At 75.6% G+C, this 16,256-nt stretch carries 16 protein-coding genes; 8 read left to right on the top strand and 8 right to left on the bottom strand.

What is annotated here, in order from left to right:
- Positions 1-18: 18 nt before the first annotated feature.
- Both WIS52_RS16935 and WIS52_RS16930 read right to left on the bottom strand, forming a co-directional pair.
- Entirely contained in the window at positions 19-810 is a 792-nt protein-coding gene (locus tag WIS52_RS16935; RefSeq protein WP_349299225.1) for an MBL fold metallo-hydrolase, read from the bottom strand.
- Positions 807-1,607, bottom strand: a complete 801-nt coding sequence (locus tag WIS52_RS16930) for an NUDIX hydrolase (RefSeq protein WP_349299224.1) — start codon at positions 1,605-1,607, stop codon at positions 807-809. Before WIS52_RS16930 ends, WIS52_RS16935 begins: the two co-directional genes overlap by 4 nt.
- Positions 1,608-1,660: 53 nt before the next feature.
- Between WIS52_RS16930 and WIS52_RS16925 the strand changes: the two genes are divergently transcribed.
- Entirely contained in the window at positions 1,661-2,545 is an 885-nt protein-coding gene (locus WIS52_RS16925) for a Gfo/Idh/MocA family protein (protein WP_349299223.1), read from the top strand.
- Between the two features lie 111 nt (positions 2,546-2,656).
- On the opposite strand, the gene WIS52_RS16920 is transcribed toward WIS52_RS16925, so the two are convergent.
- The 4 genes from WIS52_RS16920 to WIS52_RS16905 are packed head-to-tail and all read right to left on the bottom strand — an operon-like array spanning position 2,657 to position 6,195.
- Entirely contained in the window at positions 2,657-4,933 is a 2,277-nt protein-coding gene (locus WIS52_RS16920) for a hypothetical protein (protein WP_349299222.1), read from the bottom strand.
- Positions 4,934-4,984: 51 nt separating this feature from the next.
- Positions 4,985-5,554: a hypothetical protein gene (locus tag WIS52_RS16915; protein WP_349299221.1), complete on the bottom strand. Its 570-nt coding sequence runs from the start codon at positions 5,552-5,554 to the stop codon at positions 4,985-4,987.
- An 18-nt stretch (positions 5,555-5,572) separates the two neighbouring features.
- A complete protein-coding gene (locus WIS52_RS16910; protein WP_349299220.1) occupies positions 5,573-6,028 on the bottom strand; it encodes a RidA family protein in 456 nt (151 codons plus the stop codon).
- Entirely contained in the window at positions 6,025-6,195 is a 171-nt protein-coding gene (locus tag WIS52_RS16905; protein WP_349299219.1) for a DUF4177 domain-containing protein, read from the bottom strand. Before WIS52_RS16905 ends, WIS52_RS16910 begins: the two co-directional genes overlap by 4 nt.
- Positions 6,196-6,356: 161 nt before the next feature.
- On the opposite strand from WIS52_RS16905, the gene WIS52_RS16900 reads away from it, so the two are divergent.
- Entirely contained in the window at positions 6,357-7,421 is a 1,065-nt protein-coding gene (locus tag WIS52_RS16900) for an ArsA-related P-loop ATPase (protein ID WP_379611266.1), read from the top strand.
- Positions 7,418-8,566 (top strand): ArsA family ATPase, encoded by a 1,149-nt coding sequence (locus WIS52_RS16895; RefSeq protein ID WP_349299218.1) that lies wholly within the window; start codon positions 7,418-7,420, stop codon positions 8,564-8,566. The genes WIS52_RS16900 and WIS52_RS16895 overlap by 4 nt, the downstream gene beginning before the upstream one ends.
- A 4-nt stretch (positions 8,567-8,570) precedes the next feature.
- Here the strand turns inward: WIS52_RS16895 and WIS52_RS16890 are convergent, their stop codons facing one another.
- Positions 8,571-9,278, bottom strand: coding sequence for a class I SAM-dependent methyltransferase (locus WIS52_RS16890; RefSeq protein WP_349299217.1), 708 nt, complete (start codon positions 9,276-9,278; stop codon positions 8,571-8,573).
- Positions 9,279-9,371: 93 nt separating this feature from the next.
- A complete protein-coding gene (locus tag WIS52_RS16885) occupies positions 9,372-9,752 on the bottom strand; it encodes a WhiB family transcriptional regulator (protein WP_349299216.1) in 381 nt (126 codons plus the stop codon).
- 138 nt (positions 9,753-9,890) lie between these two features.
- On the opposite strand from WIS52_RS16885, the gene WIS52_RS16880 reads away from it, so the two are divergent.
- The 5 genes from WIS52_RS16880 (at position 9,891) to WIS52_RS16860 (ending at position 16,247) form a co-directional block, all read left to right on the top strand.
- On the top strand, positions 9,891-12,311 hold the full coding sequence (locus WIS52_RS16880; protein ID WP_349299215.1) for a penicillin-binding protein: 2,421 nt from the start codon (positions 9,891-9,893) through the stop codon (positions 12,309-12,311).
- A gap of 118 nt (positions 12,312-12,429) precedes the next feature.
- Complete coding sequence (locus WIS52_RS16875; RefSeq protein WP_349299214.1) at positions 12,430-13,098, top strand: hypothetical protein; 669 nt, start codon at positions 12,430-12,432, stop codon at positions 13,096-13,098.
- Between the two features lie 185 nt (positions 13,099-13,283).
- On the top strand, positions 13,284-14,597 hold the full coding sequence (locus WIS52_RS16870; protein ID WP_349299213.1) for an MFS transporter: 1,314 nt from the start codon (positions 13,284-13,286) through the stop codon (positions 14,595-14,597).
- Positions 14,594-15,745: a DNA polymerase III subunit delta' gene (locus tag WIS52_RS16865; protein WP_349299212.1), complete on the top strand. Its 1,152-nt coding sequence runs from the start codon at positions 14,594-14,596 to the stop codon at positions 15,743-15,745. Before WIS52_RS16870 ends, WIS52_RS16865 begins: the two co-directional genes overlap by 4 nt.
- Positions 15,738-16,247: a 2'-5' RNA ligase family protein gene (locus tag WIS52_RS16860; protein ID WP_349299211.1), complete on the top strand. Its 510-nt coding sequence runs from the start codon at positions 15,738-15,740 to the stop codon at positions 16,245-16,247. Before WIS52_RS16865 ends, WIS52_RS16860 begins: the two co-directional genes overlap by 8 nt.
- Positions 16,248-16,256 lie beyond the last annotated feature (9 nt).

The raw sequence follows: 16,256 nt of genomic DNA, 5'->3' as shown, positions 1-16,256 counted from the left end.
GGCCGTCGCCGCCGTGAGTCAGCCGCGCAGGTGGTCCAACTGGGCGCGCACGGAGAGCTCGGCGGCGTCCCACAGGACCCGGTCGACGTCGGAGTAGACGACCTCGACGACCTGCCGCGGGCTCGCGTCCGGCCCGAGCTCGGTCAGTGCGGCGCGGACCTGGTCCAGGCGCTGCTCGCGGTGGGCGAGATAGGCGCGCGCGGTCTCCGCGGCGTCCGGCAGCTCCGGCCCGTGCCCGGGCAGCACCGGCGTCCCGGCGGGCAGCGCGGCGATCCGGCGCAGTGACTCCAGATAGGGCCCCAGCGCGCCGTCCGGGTGCGCGATCACGGTGGTCCCGCGGCCGAGGATCGTGTCACCGGCCAGCAGCGCCGCGCCGTCCGCGCCGGGCCCGGTGAGCAGCAGCGACACCGAGTCCGACGTGTGCCCCGGCGTCGCGAGGACCTCCAGCTCGACCCCCGCGGCGGCCAGCACGTCGCCGTCGGCGAGCCGGTCGGTGCCGCGCGTCAGGGTCGGGTCGGCCGCGTACACCGGTGGCGCCCCGGCCAGCTCGGCGAACCGGTCGATCCCACCGGCGTGGTCGTGGTGCCGGTGGGTCAGCACGACCGCGACGACCGGTGGCCCGTCGGCGAGGTTCTCCAGGTGGGTGCCGTCGTCCTCCCCGGGGTCGACGACGATCCGCTCGCCCGAGTCCGGCACCGAGACCACCCAGGTGTTGGTGCCGTCCAGGGTCATCGGACCGGGATTGTGCTGCAGCAGCACCGACGCCAGCGGGTGCACCGCGCGCGGGCTGCCGTAGAGCGGATGGCTCACGTCGTCTCCTCGATGCGCCAGTCGGGGTCACCGGGCAGGGTGATCGTCGCGACCCGGCCCTCCCGGCGCATGTGCGGGGTGATCGGGGTGATGGCCCGGGTCGCGGCGGCCGCCAGTACCGCGGCGGGGGACGGGTACCGGGTGAGCTCCTGCAGGGTGTGCAGGGTCGGCGCCATCAGCGACAGCTCGCCGGCCTCGCGGCCGGCGAGCGCCTCGGCCGGGGACCACCAGCGGGCCTCGACGGCCTCGGTGGTGGCGTCGTCGGCGACCTGGCCCTCGGGCACCCGCGCGACCAGGAACGCCGTGTCGTAGCGGCGCGGGTTGTCCGGCGGGGTGATCCACCGCGCCCACGGCAGGAGCAGGTCGGCACGGAGCTCGAGATCGTGTGCGGCGAGCAGCGCGGGCAGCGTGGTCCGTCGCCCGACGAGCTCGTCCCGCCAGGGACCCGCGTCCGCGGCCGGGTCCGGAGCGGCGCCCGGACGGGACGCCAGCAGTACGCCGCACTCCTCGAACGTCTCCCGCACCGCGGCCGTCACCAGGGACGCGGCGGCGTCGGGGGGCAGCCCCAGCCGGTCGCCGAAGCGTTCCGGGCCCGGGCCGCACCAGCAGGCCGGGTCTCCGACGTCGCCGGCGGACACGCCGCCGCCGGGGAACACCGTCATGCCGCCGGCGAAGGCCATTCCGCGAACCCGCCGCTGCAGGAACACCTGGGTGCCGCCGCCGGCCGGGTCGTCACGCAGCAGCACGACGGTCGCGGCCGGCCTGGGCACGACCGGCGGCGCCGACGGTGAGCTCATGCCGTCCGACCCTAGGTCATCGGGGCGGGATCCCCGGTGGTGAGAATGACCGCATGCGGATCGGACTCGTCGGCGCCGGGCCGTGGGCCCGGAGCGTGCACGCCCCGGCGATCGCCGGGCACCCGCGCTGGACCGCGGCCGGGGTGTGGGTCCGCCGGCCCGACGCCGCCGCGGAGGTCGCGGGGATCACCGGCGGGCGGGCCTTCGCCCGGCTGGACGACCTGGTCGACGCCTGCGACGCCGTCGCGTTCGCCGTCCCGCCCGCGGTGCAGGGCGAGCTGGTGCCCCGGGTGGCCGCGGCCGGCCGGCACGTCGTCCTGGAGAAGCCGCTGGCCGCCGATCTCGACGCGGCGGAGAGGGCCGCGTCGGCCGTCGCCGACGCCGGAGTGTGCTCGGCGACGGTGCTGACGCTGCGGTTCGACCCGGCGATCCGGGACTGGCTGGCCGGGATCCCGGCCGGCCCGCACGGCCCGGACACGGTCGCCACGGCGCGCTGGCTGTCCGGGGCACTGCTGGGCGGACCGTTCGCGACGTCGGCGTGGCGGGCCGAGCACGGCGCGCTGCTGGACATCGGCCCACACGTGCTCGACCTGCTGGACGCCGTGCTGGGGCCGATCGTCGACGTCGACCATGCCCGCCGGGACGCCCCGGACCTGTGGCGGGTCGGCCTCGCGCACGCCGGCGGGGCGCGCAGCACGGTCACCCTGTCGCTGCGGATCCCGATCGACCCCACCGAGTTCGAGGTCGCCGTGGTGGGCCGCGCCGGACGCCATCGCCTCACGACCCGGCCCGCCGACGCCGTCGCGTGCTACGCACGGCTGCTCGACGAGCTCGCCACGGCGGTCGACTCCGGTGACCCCCGGTCGCCGGTCGACGCGGGGCGCGCGCTGCACCTGCAGCGGGTCGTCGACCGGGTACGGGTGGCAGCCGGCGGCTGAGCCCCGGCCCCGGCCCCCGGTGCCGCCGTCCCGGCCCTCAGCGCCACCGTCCCGGCCCTGAGTGCTGCCGCCGCGGCTCTCGGCCCTGTCGCCCCGGCCCTGGGGTGGGCCTCAGGCCGGGTCGGTGCGGGCGGTCCCGTGGTGCGGCGTCGGCTCGCCCCCGTTCTCCCGCGCCGCGAGCTCCTCGTGCAGCCGCTGCAACAGGTCCTGCTCGGTCGAGGACAGCCGCTCGGCGAGCGCCCCGGACGGCCGCGGCTGCGGCGAGGGCCGCACGGCCGCCGGGCCCGCGGTGCCGGCCGTGTCGGCGGTGCCGGTCCCGCCGGTGGAGTCGCCCGTGCCGTCGGGCCCGTCGGTCCGGTCGGTGCCGTCCGGACCGGAACGGTCGGCGGTGTCGGCGAGCAGCAGGTGGCGGGGACGGCGCCCGGCCCGGCGACCGCCGCGACGGGTGTCCGGCGGAGGCGCGGGCGCCTGCACGATCGGTATCCCGGGCGGTGGCGTCGGCGCCTCGATCTCGGCGCCGGTCGCCGACGGGACGCCGTGGTCGGGGACGGCGTCCGGCCGGTGATCCGCCGGGGCGAGGTCGTCGGGCCCGAGACCGGTCCAGGCCCCGGACGCCCAGTGCCGCAACCACTGCTCCTCGTCCCCCGGCCCGGCCGGGCGGCCGTTCCGCTCGGCGGCCGGCGCCGCGGCGAACGCGCCGGTGACGGACTCGGCTCCGTCGGGTGCCGGCGCGGCGCCGGCAACGGGGTCCACCGGCTCCCCGGGCGGATCGTCGCGGATCTCGCCGTCGGGTGCGGACGGCGGCACGAACCAGGCACCGGCCGTGGCCTCGCGAAGCGCCCGGATCGGCGGCGACGGCCGGGGTGCCGGGTGCAGTGGATCGTGCGGCGGATCCGCGGGCGCCGCCCCGGCGACGGCCGACGGCGGGGCGGGTGGGCTGCCGTCCTGCGCGTGCCGCGCCGGTGACGCGGCGGTCACCGGTGCGATCCGCATCGTGGGCGCGGTCGGGAGCGAGACGCCGGGAGGCGCCGGGGCCTGATCGGTGTCCGTGTCCGGCGAACCCTGTCCGGTGCGCTCCCGGCCGGTGGTCTCGTGCTCCGGGGGCGCCGGGTGCTCCGGGACCGGATGGGGGCTTCCCGGTTCCGGCCCGGCTCGCTCGCCGCCAGCAGCCGCCGGTTCCAGGTGCGACGGGTCCGGCTCGGGGCCACCGGGCTCGGGCTCCTGCCCGGAGCGGACCGGGCCGTGTTCGGTGATCGCGGCGTCCTGCTCGGCGGGAGCCGTGGCAGGCCAGGGCCCGACACCGCTCACCAGGTGAGCGGTGTCCGGCGACAGGGTCCTGACTGATCGGTCGTCCTCACCGATCGGGTCCGCCGCGGAGGCGGTGCCCTCGGCCGCCGAGCCCTCGGTCGCGGAGGCGGTGCGCTCGGTCGTGGAGACGGTGCCCGCGGTCGCGGTCGCGGTCGCGGTCCCGGTGTCCTCGGTGCTCGCAGCATCCGCGGCAGGCCTGCCGTCCCGGCTGTTCTCGGCCTCGACGGCGTCCTCGGGGTCTCCGACCGGGGTGGGGTGCCCGGCGGCGTCCCCGGCGTTCACGACGTGCGCGGAGGGCCCGGCGTCCACCCCGCTCCGCGTGTCCTGCGTCTTCCCGGCGCCGCGGAGGTCCCGGCCCGCTGCCCGCGGGAGCGCCGGCCCGGCACCGTCGGAGCCGGCCCGCGCGCCCGCGACGGGCACCGCCCCGTCCGGCTGCGCCTGCGGTTCCCCCGCCACCGAGCCCCGCCCGGCGGGATCCGGCAGCGGCTCCGCCACGTCCCGGGCATCCCGGTGGTACCCCGGTTCGGGATCTCCACTGCCCGCCACCTCGACCGACGCCGCGATCCCGGCGCGGCCCAGCGCCGCCTGCGCCCGGTAGGTCAGGATCTCCGCGGAGTCCCCGTCCGCGGCCCGGGACAGCAGCACCGGGTGCGGCAGCGGCCCGGGCGCGGACCCGGCCGGGGTCCGCCGCCAGGCCAGCGACCAGCCGTGCGGTGCCGGGACGTCGGCGAGTGCGTCGGCGATCGCGGCGTCCCGGCCGGCCGGTCCGCGCGCGGTGAACCGGTGCGGTCCGCCGTCGGGCGCGCTGCGGTCGAGTGAACCGTGGTCGGCGACGCCGTCGTCGGCACGGGGGAGGCATCCGTCGGCGTCGGGTTGGACCCGCCGGGCCGCCGCCTCGGCGACGAGCGCGCCGCGGACGACCCCGGGCAGCGGGGTCCGGGACGCGACCAGCTCGGCCACCAGCAGTTCCAGGGCGTGCCCCTCCTCCCCGACGGCGACGAGCTCCCGCCCGGTGGCGAGCAGGTCGTCGTCCACCCGGCCGGCGAGCTGGAGCAGCAGCCGGAACGTGGGGTCGGACATGGGGGCCTCCTTCGCGGGCGGGCCGTGGTCGCGGGGCGCGACCCGCGGGCGTCAGCCGGTGGGCACCGGCGACCGGCTCCACAACGGCGTGGCGGCGGTGCGCGCCGCCTCCTGGTAGGGGCCCGGGGTGCCGGCGGCCGCCCAGACCTCCACCCGGGGGACGTGCTCGCCGTGCACCCGCAGCAGGCGCTGCAGGGTGGCGGTCAGCGAGACGAGCTCCGCGGTGCGGTCGGGTCCGCGGACCAGCAGGACACGGGCACCGTCGGAGCGGGTCGCGACGAGCAGCTCCCGTGCCTCCGCGGTGCCGGCGACCACCGAGGACGCCGCCCACGCGGCCAGGTCGGGCTCGGCGGCGGTGAACTCCGGCGCGGGCCCCGGCGATCCGGGCAGGACCGCGTCCACCAGCCGCCGGGACGGCGAGTCCGGCCCGACGACCTCGCCGAGCAGCGCGCGCTCCTCGCCGGTCAGCCCGATCCGGTGGCGCAGCAGGGTGCGCGGGAGGACGGCGGCGAGCGCCTCCGTGGATCCGGCGGCCAGCCAGTCACGCAGCCGCCAGAGCAGCTCGTCCGGGCACCGCCCGGCGAGCCGCAGGAGCAGCTCGTGCCCGGACTCTGTACCCACGGTGGTCCCGCCCGTCCCTCAGCCGACCTCGACGATCAGCTCGACCTCGACCGGCACGTCCAGCGGCAGCACGGCCACGCCCACGGCGGAGCGGGCGTGTGCGCCGGCCTCGCCGAAGACCTCGCCGAGCAGGTCGGACGCCCCGTTGATCACGCCCGGCTGGCCGGTGAAGGACGGGTCGGAGGCCACGAACCCGACGACCTTGATCACGCCGGTGACGTTGTCCAGCCCCACCAGCCCGTCGACGGCGGCGAGCGCGTTCATCGTGCAGATCCTCGCCAGGTCGTAGCCCTGCTCGGCGGTGACCTCGGCGCCGACCTTGCCGGTCGCCGCGGGCGTGCCGTCCACGAACGGGACCTGCCCGGCGGTGTACACCAGGTTCCCGGTGCGGCGGGCCGGGATGTAGGCCCCGGCGGGTGTCGCGACCGGGGGCAGCGCCAGACCCAGCTCCTTCAGGCGGGCGAGCGCGCTCACTGCTGCACCGGCCGCTTGAAGAAGGCGACCAGCTGCTCGGGGTTGGCGCCGGCGGTGACGGTGACCAGTTCCCAGCCGTCCTGCCCGAAGTTGTCCAGGATCGCCTTGGTGTTGTGGATCAGCAGTGGTGCGGTCAGGTATTCCCACTTCACGACCGGGGAGCTCATGGCCGGACTCTAACCCGGCCCCCCGACACCCGGCCGGGTCACGCCGTCGGCGCACGACGGGCGGGCACTCCCCTGCGACGGACGTCCGTACCGAGATCCACTCGTTGTGTGCCGTACCTCGTCCGCGGGCCGTGGCCGGGGCCGCTCCGTACGCTGGTTGCGTGACGACGACCGTCCACCCCGCCCCCGGGGAACCCGGCACACAGCGCCCCGCGCCCTGGCCCGACGAGCTGGCCCGCGCGCGGCTGCACGTGGTGTCCGGCAAGGGCGGCACCGGGAAGACGACGGTGGCCGCGGCGCTGGCCCTGGCGCTCGCCTCCGGCGGGCAGCGGGTGCTGCTGGTCGAGGTCGAGGGACGGCAGGGCATCGCCCAGGTCTTCGACACCGCGCCGCTGCCCTACGAGGAGCGCCGGATCGCGGTGGCGTCCGGCGGCGGCGAGGTCCGCGCGCTGGCCGTCGACACCGAGGCCGCGCTGCTGGAGTACTTCGAGATGTTCTACCGGCTCGGCGTCGCCGGCCGGACGCTGCGCCGGATGGGCGCGATCGAGTTCGCGACCACGCTGGCGCCCGGTCTGCGCGACGTGCTGCTGACCGGCAAGGCCAAGGAGTGCGTCACCCGCACCGAGCGGGACGGCAGGCCCGCCTACGACGCCGTCGTCCTGGACGCACCGCCCACCGGCCGGCTGGTCACCTTCCTCGACGTCACGAAGGCGATGGCCGACCTGGCGAAGGTGGGGCCGATCCACGGGCAGGCCGAGGGCGTCACCCAGCTGATCCACTCCCCGCTGACCGCGGTGCACCTGGTCACCCTGCTCGCCGACCTGCCCGTCACCGAGACCACCGACGCCGCCGCCGAGCTGGAGGCGGCCGGCATCCGGCTCGGTGCCGTGGTGGTGAACCGGATGCGCGAGCAGTGGCTGCCGGACCGCTCGCTCACCGCGGCGGCCGGGGGACGGGTGGACGCCGGCCGGATCCGCAACGGCCTGCAGAGCGCCGGGATCGAGCTGGCCCCGGCCGAGATCGACGGGCTGGTCGCCGAGACGGTCGAGCACGCCGTGGCCGTCGCGGGGGAGACGGCCGCGCTGCGCAGGCTGGACACCGAGCCGGACCCGCCGCCGTCCCGGTTGACGCTGCCGGCCCTGCTCGGCGGTGTGGATCTGGGCTCGCTCTACGAGCTGGCCGAGTCGATGACCGCCCAGGGCGTGCGCTGCGAGGCCCGCCGGTGAGCCGCACCGCACCCGCCCTCGACGTCGACACCCTGGTCGACGACCCGGACACCCGGGTGATCGTCTGCTGCGGCTCCGGCGGGGTCGGGAAGACGACCACGTCCGCGGCGCTGGCGCTGCGCGCCGCCGAGCGCGGGCGTCAGGTCGTGGTGCTGACGATCGACCCGGCGCGCCGGCTCGCCCAGGCGCTCGGTGTCGACGAGCTCTCCAACGACCCGGCCCCGGTCACCGCCGCCCGCGGTGAGCTGGCCGCGATGATGCTGGACATGCGCCGCACCTTCGACGAGATGGTGCACGGCCACGCACCGCCGGAGAAGGCGCAGAAGATCATCGAGAACCCCTTCTACCAGACGATCTCCACGTCGTTCTCCGGAACGCAGGAGTACATGGCGATGGAGAAGCTCGGCCAGCTCGTCGCGGCCGGGACCTGGGACCTGGTCGTCGTCGACACGCCGCCGTCGCGCTCGGCACTGGACTTCCTGGACGCCCCGCAGCGGATGTCCCGGTTCCTCGACGGCCGGATGATCAAGCTGCTCACCTCGCCCGCGCGGGCCGGCGGGCGGGGGCTGCGCCGGATCGTCGAGGCCGGGTTCGGGCTGTTCGCCAAGGCCGTCGGCTCGATCATCGGCGGGCAGATGCTGCAGGACGCGTCGGCGTTCGTGCAGGCCTTCGACACGCTGTTCGGCGGGTTCGCGGAACGGGCCGAGAAGACCTACGCGCTGCTGCGCTCGCCGGGGACGGCGTTCGTCGTCGTCGCCGCGCCGGAGCCGGACGCGCTGCGCGAGGCCGCCTACTTCACCGACCGGCTCTCGTCGGAGGGCATGCCGCTGGCCGGGCTGGTGCTCAACCGGACCCACCCGGTCCTGGCGCCGGTGTCGGCGGCGCGGGCCCGTGCGGCCGCCGAGCAGGTCGGCGGGCCCGGCTCGCAGATCGCCGCGGCGGTGCTGCGGCTGCACGCCGACCGCGTCGAGTCCCACGAGCGCGAGGAACACCTGCTCACCCGGTTCTCGGCGGCGCACCCCGGGGTGCCGGTGGTGCGGGTGCCGGCGCTGGCGGGGGACATCGCGGACCTCGACGGGCTGCGAAAGGTCGGTGCGCTGCTCGGGGAGGACGTGCCGGTGACCGGGGCCTCGGCCGGCGGCTGACCCCTCAGGGCATCTCGAAGAAGATCATCGGGTTCCGGGTGGTACCCCGGGCCCCGACGATCCCGAGCTCGGCCCGCACGGCGTCGATCGCGGCGAGGTTCTCCCGGGCGCCCGCCCGTGCGGCGGTGAACCACGGGGCGTCGCGGTCGCGCAGCCATCGCAGCACCTCGGACCCCTCGGTGAAGGGCCGGGCCCGGGGCAGGTGGAACACGTCGTGCACGCTCGTCGGGGTGCCTGCCTCGATCCGCGGGAACAGGGTGTCCAGGTACCACCGGGCGAACCGGCGGCCGTGGTCGGCGTCGACGAACAGGTAGCCGGTGTCCGGCGGGACCTTCCCGACGGTGTCCCGCAGGTCTCCCCGGTGGAACGTCCACCGGCCCGCCGACAGCGTCTCCGGCACGGTGCGCAGCACGTGGTCGACGAGGTCGAACGAGTGCAGGTGGCCCTCGTGTCCCGCTCCGGCGTTGTCCCGCAGCGCGGACAGGATCCAGGTGGTGGACCAGCCCGAGTGCGTGCCGATCTCCACCACGTGCGACGGCCGGTGGTGGCGCAGCAGCAGGTAGGTGAGCTCGGCCTCGACGTCGTCCAGCTGCGGGACGACCGCCGGCCCGGTCGCGAGGAACTCCCGCTGCCGGGCGATCACGGAGGCGAGGTCGCCGGCGTGGGCCCGGTAGAGACCGGCGAGGAACTCGAGCCGTTCTGTCGTGTGCACGCGCTCCTCCGGCGGCCGTGATCCGTCTCCTCGGAGCCCGGGCGTCGGTCCACTGTCGCCCCGGTTCCACGGACAAGGATCTCCTGTGCCGCGTCACGCGCCCCGGGAGCCCCCGGCGTAGTGGTCGGTACGGGCACGGCCGAGCAGCCCGGCCCAGTCGGCGACGTCCGGCCGCCGGCGCAGCAGGGCGCGGCGCTCGCGCTCGGTCAGCCCGCCCCAGACCCCGAACTCGATCTCCTGGTCGAGGGCGTGCGCGAGGCACTCGGTGCGGACCGGGCAGGAGAAGCAGAAGTCGCGGGCCTCCCGCTGCCGGGCGCCTGTCACGAACAGGTCTTCGGCGTTCTGCGTCCGGCAGCGGGCCGCGACCCGCCAGTTCCACACCGGACCGGACGGCCGGTTCCCCGCGGCCCGCAGCCGCGGGCGGCCGGTGCGGCGGCCCTCGATCGAGGTGACGGTGCTCGCGGATTCGGACATCTGGCTGCCTCCTGGTGCGCGTGGCGATGGAGACGATTCTGCGAACACGATCGGGGTGGGGTCAGCGCGCAAAACTACGCAACCCGGGGACACCGGCCTCACGACTTCCCGACCTCCTCGCCCGTACTCTGTTTCATCGTGAGGTTCCCCCGGCGGCTGCTCCGCCCGCTCGGCGTGCTCGTGGGCCTGTGCGTCCTGCTCGGCGTGGTCACCGCCGGGATGGCGTTCCCGGTGGCCGGCGGCCTCGGCGTGCTGTCCAACGAGGCCGGTGACAGCGTCACCTCCAGCTCGGTGGACCTGGTGAACAACCGGGCCCCGCTGACGACCACGCTCACCGACTCCGACGGCCGGCCGATCGCCTACCTGTTCGACCAGAACCGCACCGAGGTCACCAGCGACCAGATCTCGCCCGCGATGAAGGCGGCGATGCTGGCGATCGAGGACCGCCGGTTCTACGAGCACGGCGGCGTCGACTGGCAGGGGACGCTGCGCGCGGTCGTCGCGAACTCGGCGTCCGGTGACGTCGTCCAGGGCGCGTCGACGATCACCCAGCAGTACGTCAAGAACTACATGCTCTACGTCGACGCCCAGACCGAGGCCGAGCGGCTGAAGGCCACCGAGCAGACCCCGGCGCGGAAGCTGAAGGAGGCGCGGGTCGCGCTGCAGCTGGAGCGCCAGCTGTCCAAGGACGAGATCCTCAACCGCTACCTCAACATCGTCTTCCTGGGCAACGGGTCGTACGGCGTCGCCGCCGGTGCCCGGACCTACTTCAACACCACGCCGGACAAGCTGACCGTCCCGCAGGCGGCAATGCTGGCCGGCATGGTCCGTTCGACCACGCAGTTCGACCCGGTGCAGAACCCGGAGACCGCGACCGAGCGGCGCAACGTCGTCATCGACGTCATGCGGGACCAGGGCATGATCGACGAGGCGCAGGCCCGGGAGGCCACCGACTCGCCGCTGGGGATCGCGGACCCGCTGGTCCGGGTGCCGAACGGCTGCATCGGCGCCGGCGACACCGGCTTCTTCTGCAAGTACGTCGTCCAGTACCTGACCGAGGCGGGCTTCTCCGAGGAGCAGATCAACCGCGGCGGCTACACGATCCGGACCACACTGGACCGCCGCGCGATGGAGGAGGTCAAGCGCTCCCTCGACGACCAGGTCGCACCGGACACCCCGAGCGTCGCGAACGTCATGTCGCTGATCCAGCCCGGCAAGGAGAAGCACCGGGTACTGGCGATGGGCTCCAGCCGGACCTTCGGGCTGAACGCCGACGCCGAGGAGACCAGCTACGGCCTGCCCTACCAGCCGGTGAACCTGGGCGCGGGGTCGACGTACAAGATCTTCACCGCGGCCACCGCCCTGGAGAAGGGGCTCGGCATCAACTACTCGATGCAGGTCCCGCCGTCCGGGTACGCCTCACCGATCTACGTCGACGGCGGCGGCCGGCCGATCCCGGTGGCCAACGCCAGCGACGGCCTGCCGGGGCGGATGAGCCTGACCGACGCGCTCGCCCAGTCGCCGAACACCGCCTTCATCAAGATGCTGGAGTTCACCGGCGTCCCGGACGTCGTCGACATGTCGGTCCGGCTGGGGATGAGGTCGCTGGCGACGACGCCGTTCGTCGACCCCGGGACCGGTACCCGCACCGACCGCTCGATCGCCGAAGTGATCAAGGAACAGCGGCTGGCGTCGTTCACCCTGGGCGTGACGCCGACCAGCGTGCTGGAGCTCGCGAACGTGGGCGCCACCCTGTTCTCCGAGGGCATGTGGTGCCCGCCGAGCCCGATCGAGTCGATCACCGACGCGAACGGCGAGGACGTCCCGATCACCGAGGAGTCCTGCCAGCAGGCCGTCGAGCCGGGCCTGGCGAACACCCTGGTCCACGGGATGGCCCAGGACGACATCTCCGGCACGTCCGCCGCCGCGGCGCAGGCGGCCGGCTGGGATCGTCCGATGGCGGGCAAGACGGGGACCACCCAGCAGAACAAGTCCGCGGCCTTCGTGGGCGCGGTCCCGGAGATGTCCGGCGCGGTCATCACCTTCGACAACTCCAACCGGCCACGACCGCTGTGCGACGGCGGCAACGGCCCGTTCGCCTGCGCCAACGGCAACATCTTCGGCGGTAAGACCCCGGCCCGGACCTGGTACGGCGCGGTCAAGCCGCTGCTCGACGGCACGCCGGTGACGCCGCTGCCGCCGACCGACCCGCGCTACCTCGAGGGTGGCGCGGAGTCCCGGATCCCGGACGTCGTCGGCCGTGGGCTCTCCGCGGCCCGCGGCGAGCTGGAGGGCGCCGGCTGGCAGATCACGACGCGCACGGTCGACAACACCGCGCCGGAGGGCACCGTCGTCGGGCAGGAGCCGCGCGGTGCGGCGCTGCCCGGGGAACAGGTGACGCTGCAGGTCAGCAGCGGCAGCGTGCCCGCCCCGCCGCCGCCACCGGGGGCCGCCGAGGCCGGGGACGGCGGTCCACCGCCGGACGGCGGCGACGGTGACGGCGGACCGGACGGCGGTGGCGATCCGAACGGCGGCGGCCCACCGCCCGACGACGGCTGATCCCCCGCGACGCCACCCGGTGGCGCCGGTCGGCGCCGGTCACCCGTCCGAGGGGCGCGACGTCGGCGTGTCGCCGTGGAGCGCGGCGTCGGGGCGGTTCCCGTCCTAGCATGCCCGGATGGCCGTGCGGTGGAGGACCAGGCGCACCCCGCCTGCCGCCGACGACGGGCGGTGGGGGGTGGCCCGGCTCGTCGCGGAGCGGGCGGCCGCCGAGCGTCTCGCCGACCGCGTCGCCGAGCGCGGTGTGGTGCGCGATGCCGGGACCTCCGGGGTGCCGGCGGGGGGCGACGAGTCCCCGGACCGGATCGCCCCGACCCCCGCGGAGCGGTCGACCGCCCGCGATCCCGACCCGGCCGCGGAGCCGGGTCATGAGTCGCTCGCCGAAGCCGAAGCCGAAGCCGAAGCCGAAGCCGAAGCCGAAGCCGAAGCCGAAGCCGAAGCCGAAGCCGAAGCCGAAGCCGGTCCGGACGGCTACGTCCCCGCCCCGCGCCGGCCCCGGCACACCTCGCCGGAGCGCGTGCCCGGCCCACCGTCCCCCCGCCGCGCCCCGTCCGTGCCACGGCCGGAGCCATCGAGACCGACCGGCCCCCCGGCCCCCCGGCGCACCGGCGACGGCGAGGTCTACCGGCCGCCCGCGGTGTCGGCCCGCCCCCCGGTCACCCTGGAACCCGGCCTGGTCGGCTTCTCCCGGATCACCCGCGGACGCAACGGCGCCCGCGCCTTCCGGTACTTCTTCCTCGCGGTCTACCTGCTGATCCTCATCCACACGCTGTCCACGATCCTCTGAGCCGCGGGCGACCGCCCGACCCGTTGTCGGTGCCCGCGACTACCCTGGCGATCACCGGCGGACCCGGCCCGCCGGCCGCCGTCCGGACCCGCCCGCGCGGCGGCGCAGGTTTCGGAGCGAGGAGGTGACCCGCGATCACAGCTCCCGCCGCGCAGCCGTCCGCCACCGCCCACCGGATCTCCTCGGTGCTGGCGATCCCGGCGTTCCGCCGCCTCTGGTCGGTCACCGCGCTCACCTCCACCGGCGAGTGGATGTCGCTGCTGGCGCTCACCTCGCTGGCCACCCACCTCACCGCGAGCGCCGGCTACACGGCGCAGAGCTTCGCGCTCGGCGGCGTCGTCGCCACCAAGCTGATCCCGTCGCTGCTGTTCGGCCCGCTGGCCGGGGTGCTCGCCGACCGGTTCGACCGGCGCAAGGTGATGGTCACCTGCGACCTGTGCAAGTTCGGGCTGCTGGTCTCGATCCCGTTCGTCGGCTCGCTGTGGTGGCTGCTCGTGGTCACCCTGCTGATCGAGCTGTGCACGATGTTCTGGATCCCGGCGAAGGACGCGGCGGTACCGAACCTGCTGCGCCGCCCGGACCAGATGGAGGCCGCCGCGCAGCTGGGCCTGGTGGTCACCTACGGCGTCGCCGTGGTCGCCGGTGCCGGGCTGTTCGCCCTGGTCAGCAAGGTCGCCCCGCTGGTCGGGGCCGACCCGGCGACGGCGGTGTACGCGGCCCTGTTCGTCAACTCGTTCGTCTTCCTGTTCGCCGCCCTGACGGTGTGGTTCCGGATCCCGGAGATCTCCGGCCGGACCACCGCCGCCGAGCGCCGTGCGGCCGCCCCGTCGGTCGCGTTCCTGCTGCGCGACGGGTTCCGGTTCGTCGTCGACACCCCGGTGGTGCGCGGGCTGGTCATCGGCATCGTCGGCGCCTTCACCGCGGGCGGCGCGGTGATCGCCACGGCGAAGCTCTACGCGGCCGGCCTCGGCGGTGGCGACGCGGCCTACTCGGTGCTGTTCGTCTCCGTGTTCGTCGGGCTCGCGATCGGGATGGGCATCGGGCCGCGGCTGGCGCAGCGACTGCCGCACAACCGGCTGTTCGGCACCGCGATCGTCGCGGCGGGCCTGTCACTGGTGGTCGTGGCCGTCGCGGTGCACCTGTTCATGGCGATCGCCGCGGTCATGTTCGTCGGCGGCTTCGCCGGGATCGCGTTCCTGACCGGCCTGACGATCATCGGTACCCAGGTCGCCGACGAGGTCCGCGGCCGGATCAACGCGTTCGTCCAGTCGCTGGTGCGGCTGGTGCTGCTCGGATCGATGTCGCTGGTCCCGGTCGTGGTCGGCCTCGTCGCGACCCGCACGATCACCCTCGGCGGCTCGGAGTTCCTCGTCGACGGCACCCGGTTCGTGCTGGCCGGCGGCGGGATCGTCGCCGCGGTGGTCGGTGCCCTCGCCTACCGGCAGATGGGCGACCGCGGGTCCGAACCGCTGGTCCGGGACCGGGAGGGGGCGCCGTGAGCGTCTGGGCCGACGTGGTGGGCCAGCCCGCCGCCGTCGCCGAGCTGGGGGCGGCCGCCTCGCAGGACTCGGCGATGACCCACGCCTGGCTGTTCACCGGCCCGCCCGGTTCCGGGCGGTCGAACGCGGCGCGGGCGTTCGCGGCGGCGCTGCAGTGCCCCTACCAGGGCTGCGGCGAGTGCGCGGCGTGCCGGACGGTGCTCGCCGGCACGCACGCCGACGTCCGCGAGATCGTCCCCGAAGGACTGTCGATCTCGGTCGCCGAGATGCGCTCGCTGGTCCAGCTGGCCGCCCGGCGCCCGGCCACCGGGAAATGGCAGGTCGTGATCATCGCCGACGCCGACCGGCTCACCGAGGGGGCGTCGAACGCGCTGCTCAAGGCGGTCGAGGAGCCCGCGCCGGAGACGGTGTTTCTGCTGTGTGCCCCGTCCGACCACCCCGACGACGTGCCGGTCACGATCCGCTCCCGCTGCCGCGCCGTGCACCTGCGCAGCCCGTCGGCGGAGGCGGTGGCCGGGGTGCTGCGCGAGCGTGACGGCGTCGACCCCGAGCAGGCGCAGTGGGCGGCCTCGGTGTGCGGCGGGCACGTCGGGCGGGCCCGCCGGCTCGCGCGCGACCCGCAGGCCCGGGCGCGGCGCGAGGAGATCCTCGCCGTGCCGGGCAAGCTGCGCCGGCTCGGCGACGCGTTCTTCCACGCCGACCTGCTGATCCGCGCCGCCGAGGGTGAGGCCGACGAGCTCCGGTCGTCCCGGGACGAGGCCGAGCGCGAGGAGCTGGCCGTCGCGATGGGCGCCGGCGGCACCGGGAAGGGCGCGTCCTCGGCCGCCCGGTCGGCGAAGGCCGCCGAGCGTGACCTGGAGAAGCGGCAGAAGAGCCGGGCCACCCGCACCCAGCGCGACGCGCTCGACCGCGCCCTGGTCGACCTGGCCGGGTACTACCGGGACACGATCGTCGCCGCGACCGGCGCGCAGGTCACGCTGACCAATCCCGACCGGGAGCGGGAGATCCGGGTCGCCGCCGCCGAGTGGGGCCCGGAGTCGTCGCTGCGCCGGCTGGAGGCGGTGCTGGCCTGCCGGGACGCCCTGGAGCAGAACGTCAAGCCGCGGATCGCGGTCGAGGCGATGATGACCGCCCTGCACCGTGGCTGATCCCCGGCCGCTGATCCTCACCGGCACCCTGGACGAGCCGACGCAGTCCTGGTTGGACGGTCTGCGCGCGCGGCACTTCCCCGCCGAGCGCAACTACCTTTCCGCGCACCTGACGCTGTTCCACGCCCTGCCGGGGGCCGACGCCGACGCCGTCACCGGGGACGTGCGGGCCGCCGTCGACCGCGCGCCGATGTCCGCCACGGTGACCGGCCCACGGCTGCTCGGGCGCGGCGTCGCGTTCGTCGTCGACTGCCCGGAACTGCTGGAGTTGCGTCGCGAGCTGGCCGCGCGCTGGTCGGCGCGGCTCACCCGGCAGGACGCGGGCAAGTCGGATCTGCACGTCACCGTCCAGAACAAGGTCTCCCCGGATGCCGCCAGGGCGCTGCACGACGACCTGGCGGCGGGCTTCGAGCCGAGCGGGACCACCGTCACCGGCCTGGCCCTCTGGCGCTACGCCGGCGGCCCGTGGGATCCGGGCCCGGTCGCGCCGTTCAGCGGCTGAGGCCCGCCG

The sequence above is a fragment of the Pseudonocardia nematodicida genome, from assembly GCF_040105385.1.
GTDB lineage: Bacteria > Actinomycetota > Actinomycetes > Mycobacteriales > Pseudonocardiaceae > Pseudonocardia > Pseudonocardia nematodicida.
This window is presented reverse-complemented; position numbering and strand designations above follow the sequence as displayed.

Excerpts from the sequence above, each read along its gene's own strand:
- WIS52_RS16930 (WP_349299224.1), bottom strand. The coding sequence starts at position 1,607 with ATGAGCTCACCGTCGGCGCCGCCGGTCGTGCCCAGGCCGGCCGCGACC.
- WIS52_RS16925 (WP_349299223.1), top strand. The coding sequence starts at position 1,661 with ATGCGGATCGGACTCGTCGGCGCCGGGCCGTGGGCCCGGAGCGTGCAC.
- WIS52_RS16920 (WP_349299222.1), bottom strand. The coding sequence starts at position 4,933 with ATGTCCGACCCCACGTTCCGGCTGCTGCTCCAGCTCGCCGGCCGGGTG.
- WIS52_RS16905 (WP_349299219.1), bottom strand. The coding sequence starts at position 6,195 with ATGAGCTCCCCGGTCGTGAAGTGGGAATACCTGACCGCACCACTGCTG.
- WIS52_RS16885 (WP_349299216.1), bottom strand. The coding sequence starts at position 9,752 with ATGTCCGAATCCGCGAGCACCGTCACCTCGATCGAGGGCCGCCGCACC.
- WIS52_RS16875 (WP_349299214.1), top strand. The coding sequence starts at position 12,430 with ATGGCCGTGCGGTGGAGGACCAGGCGCACCCCGCCTGCCGCCGACGAC.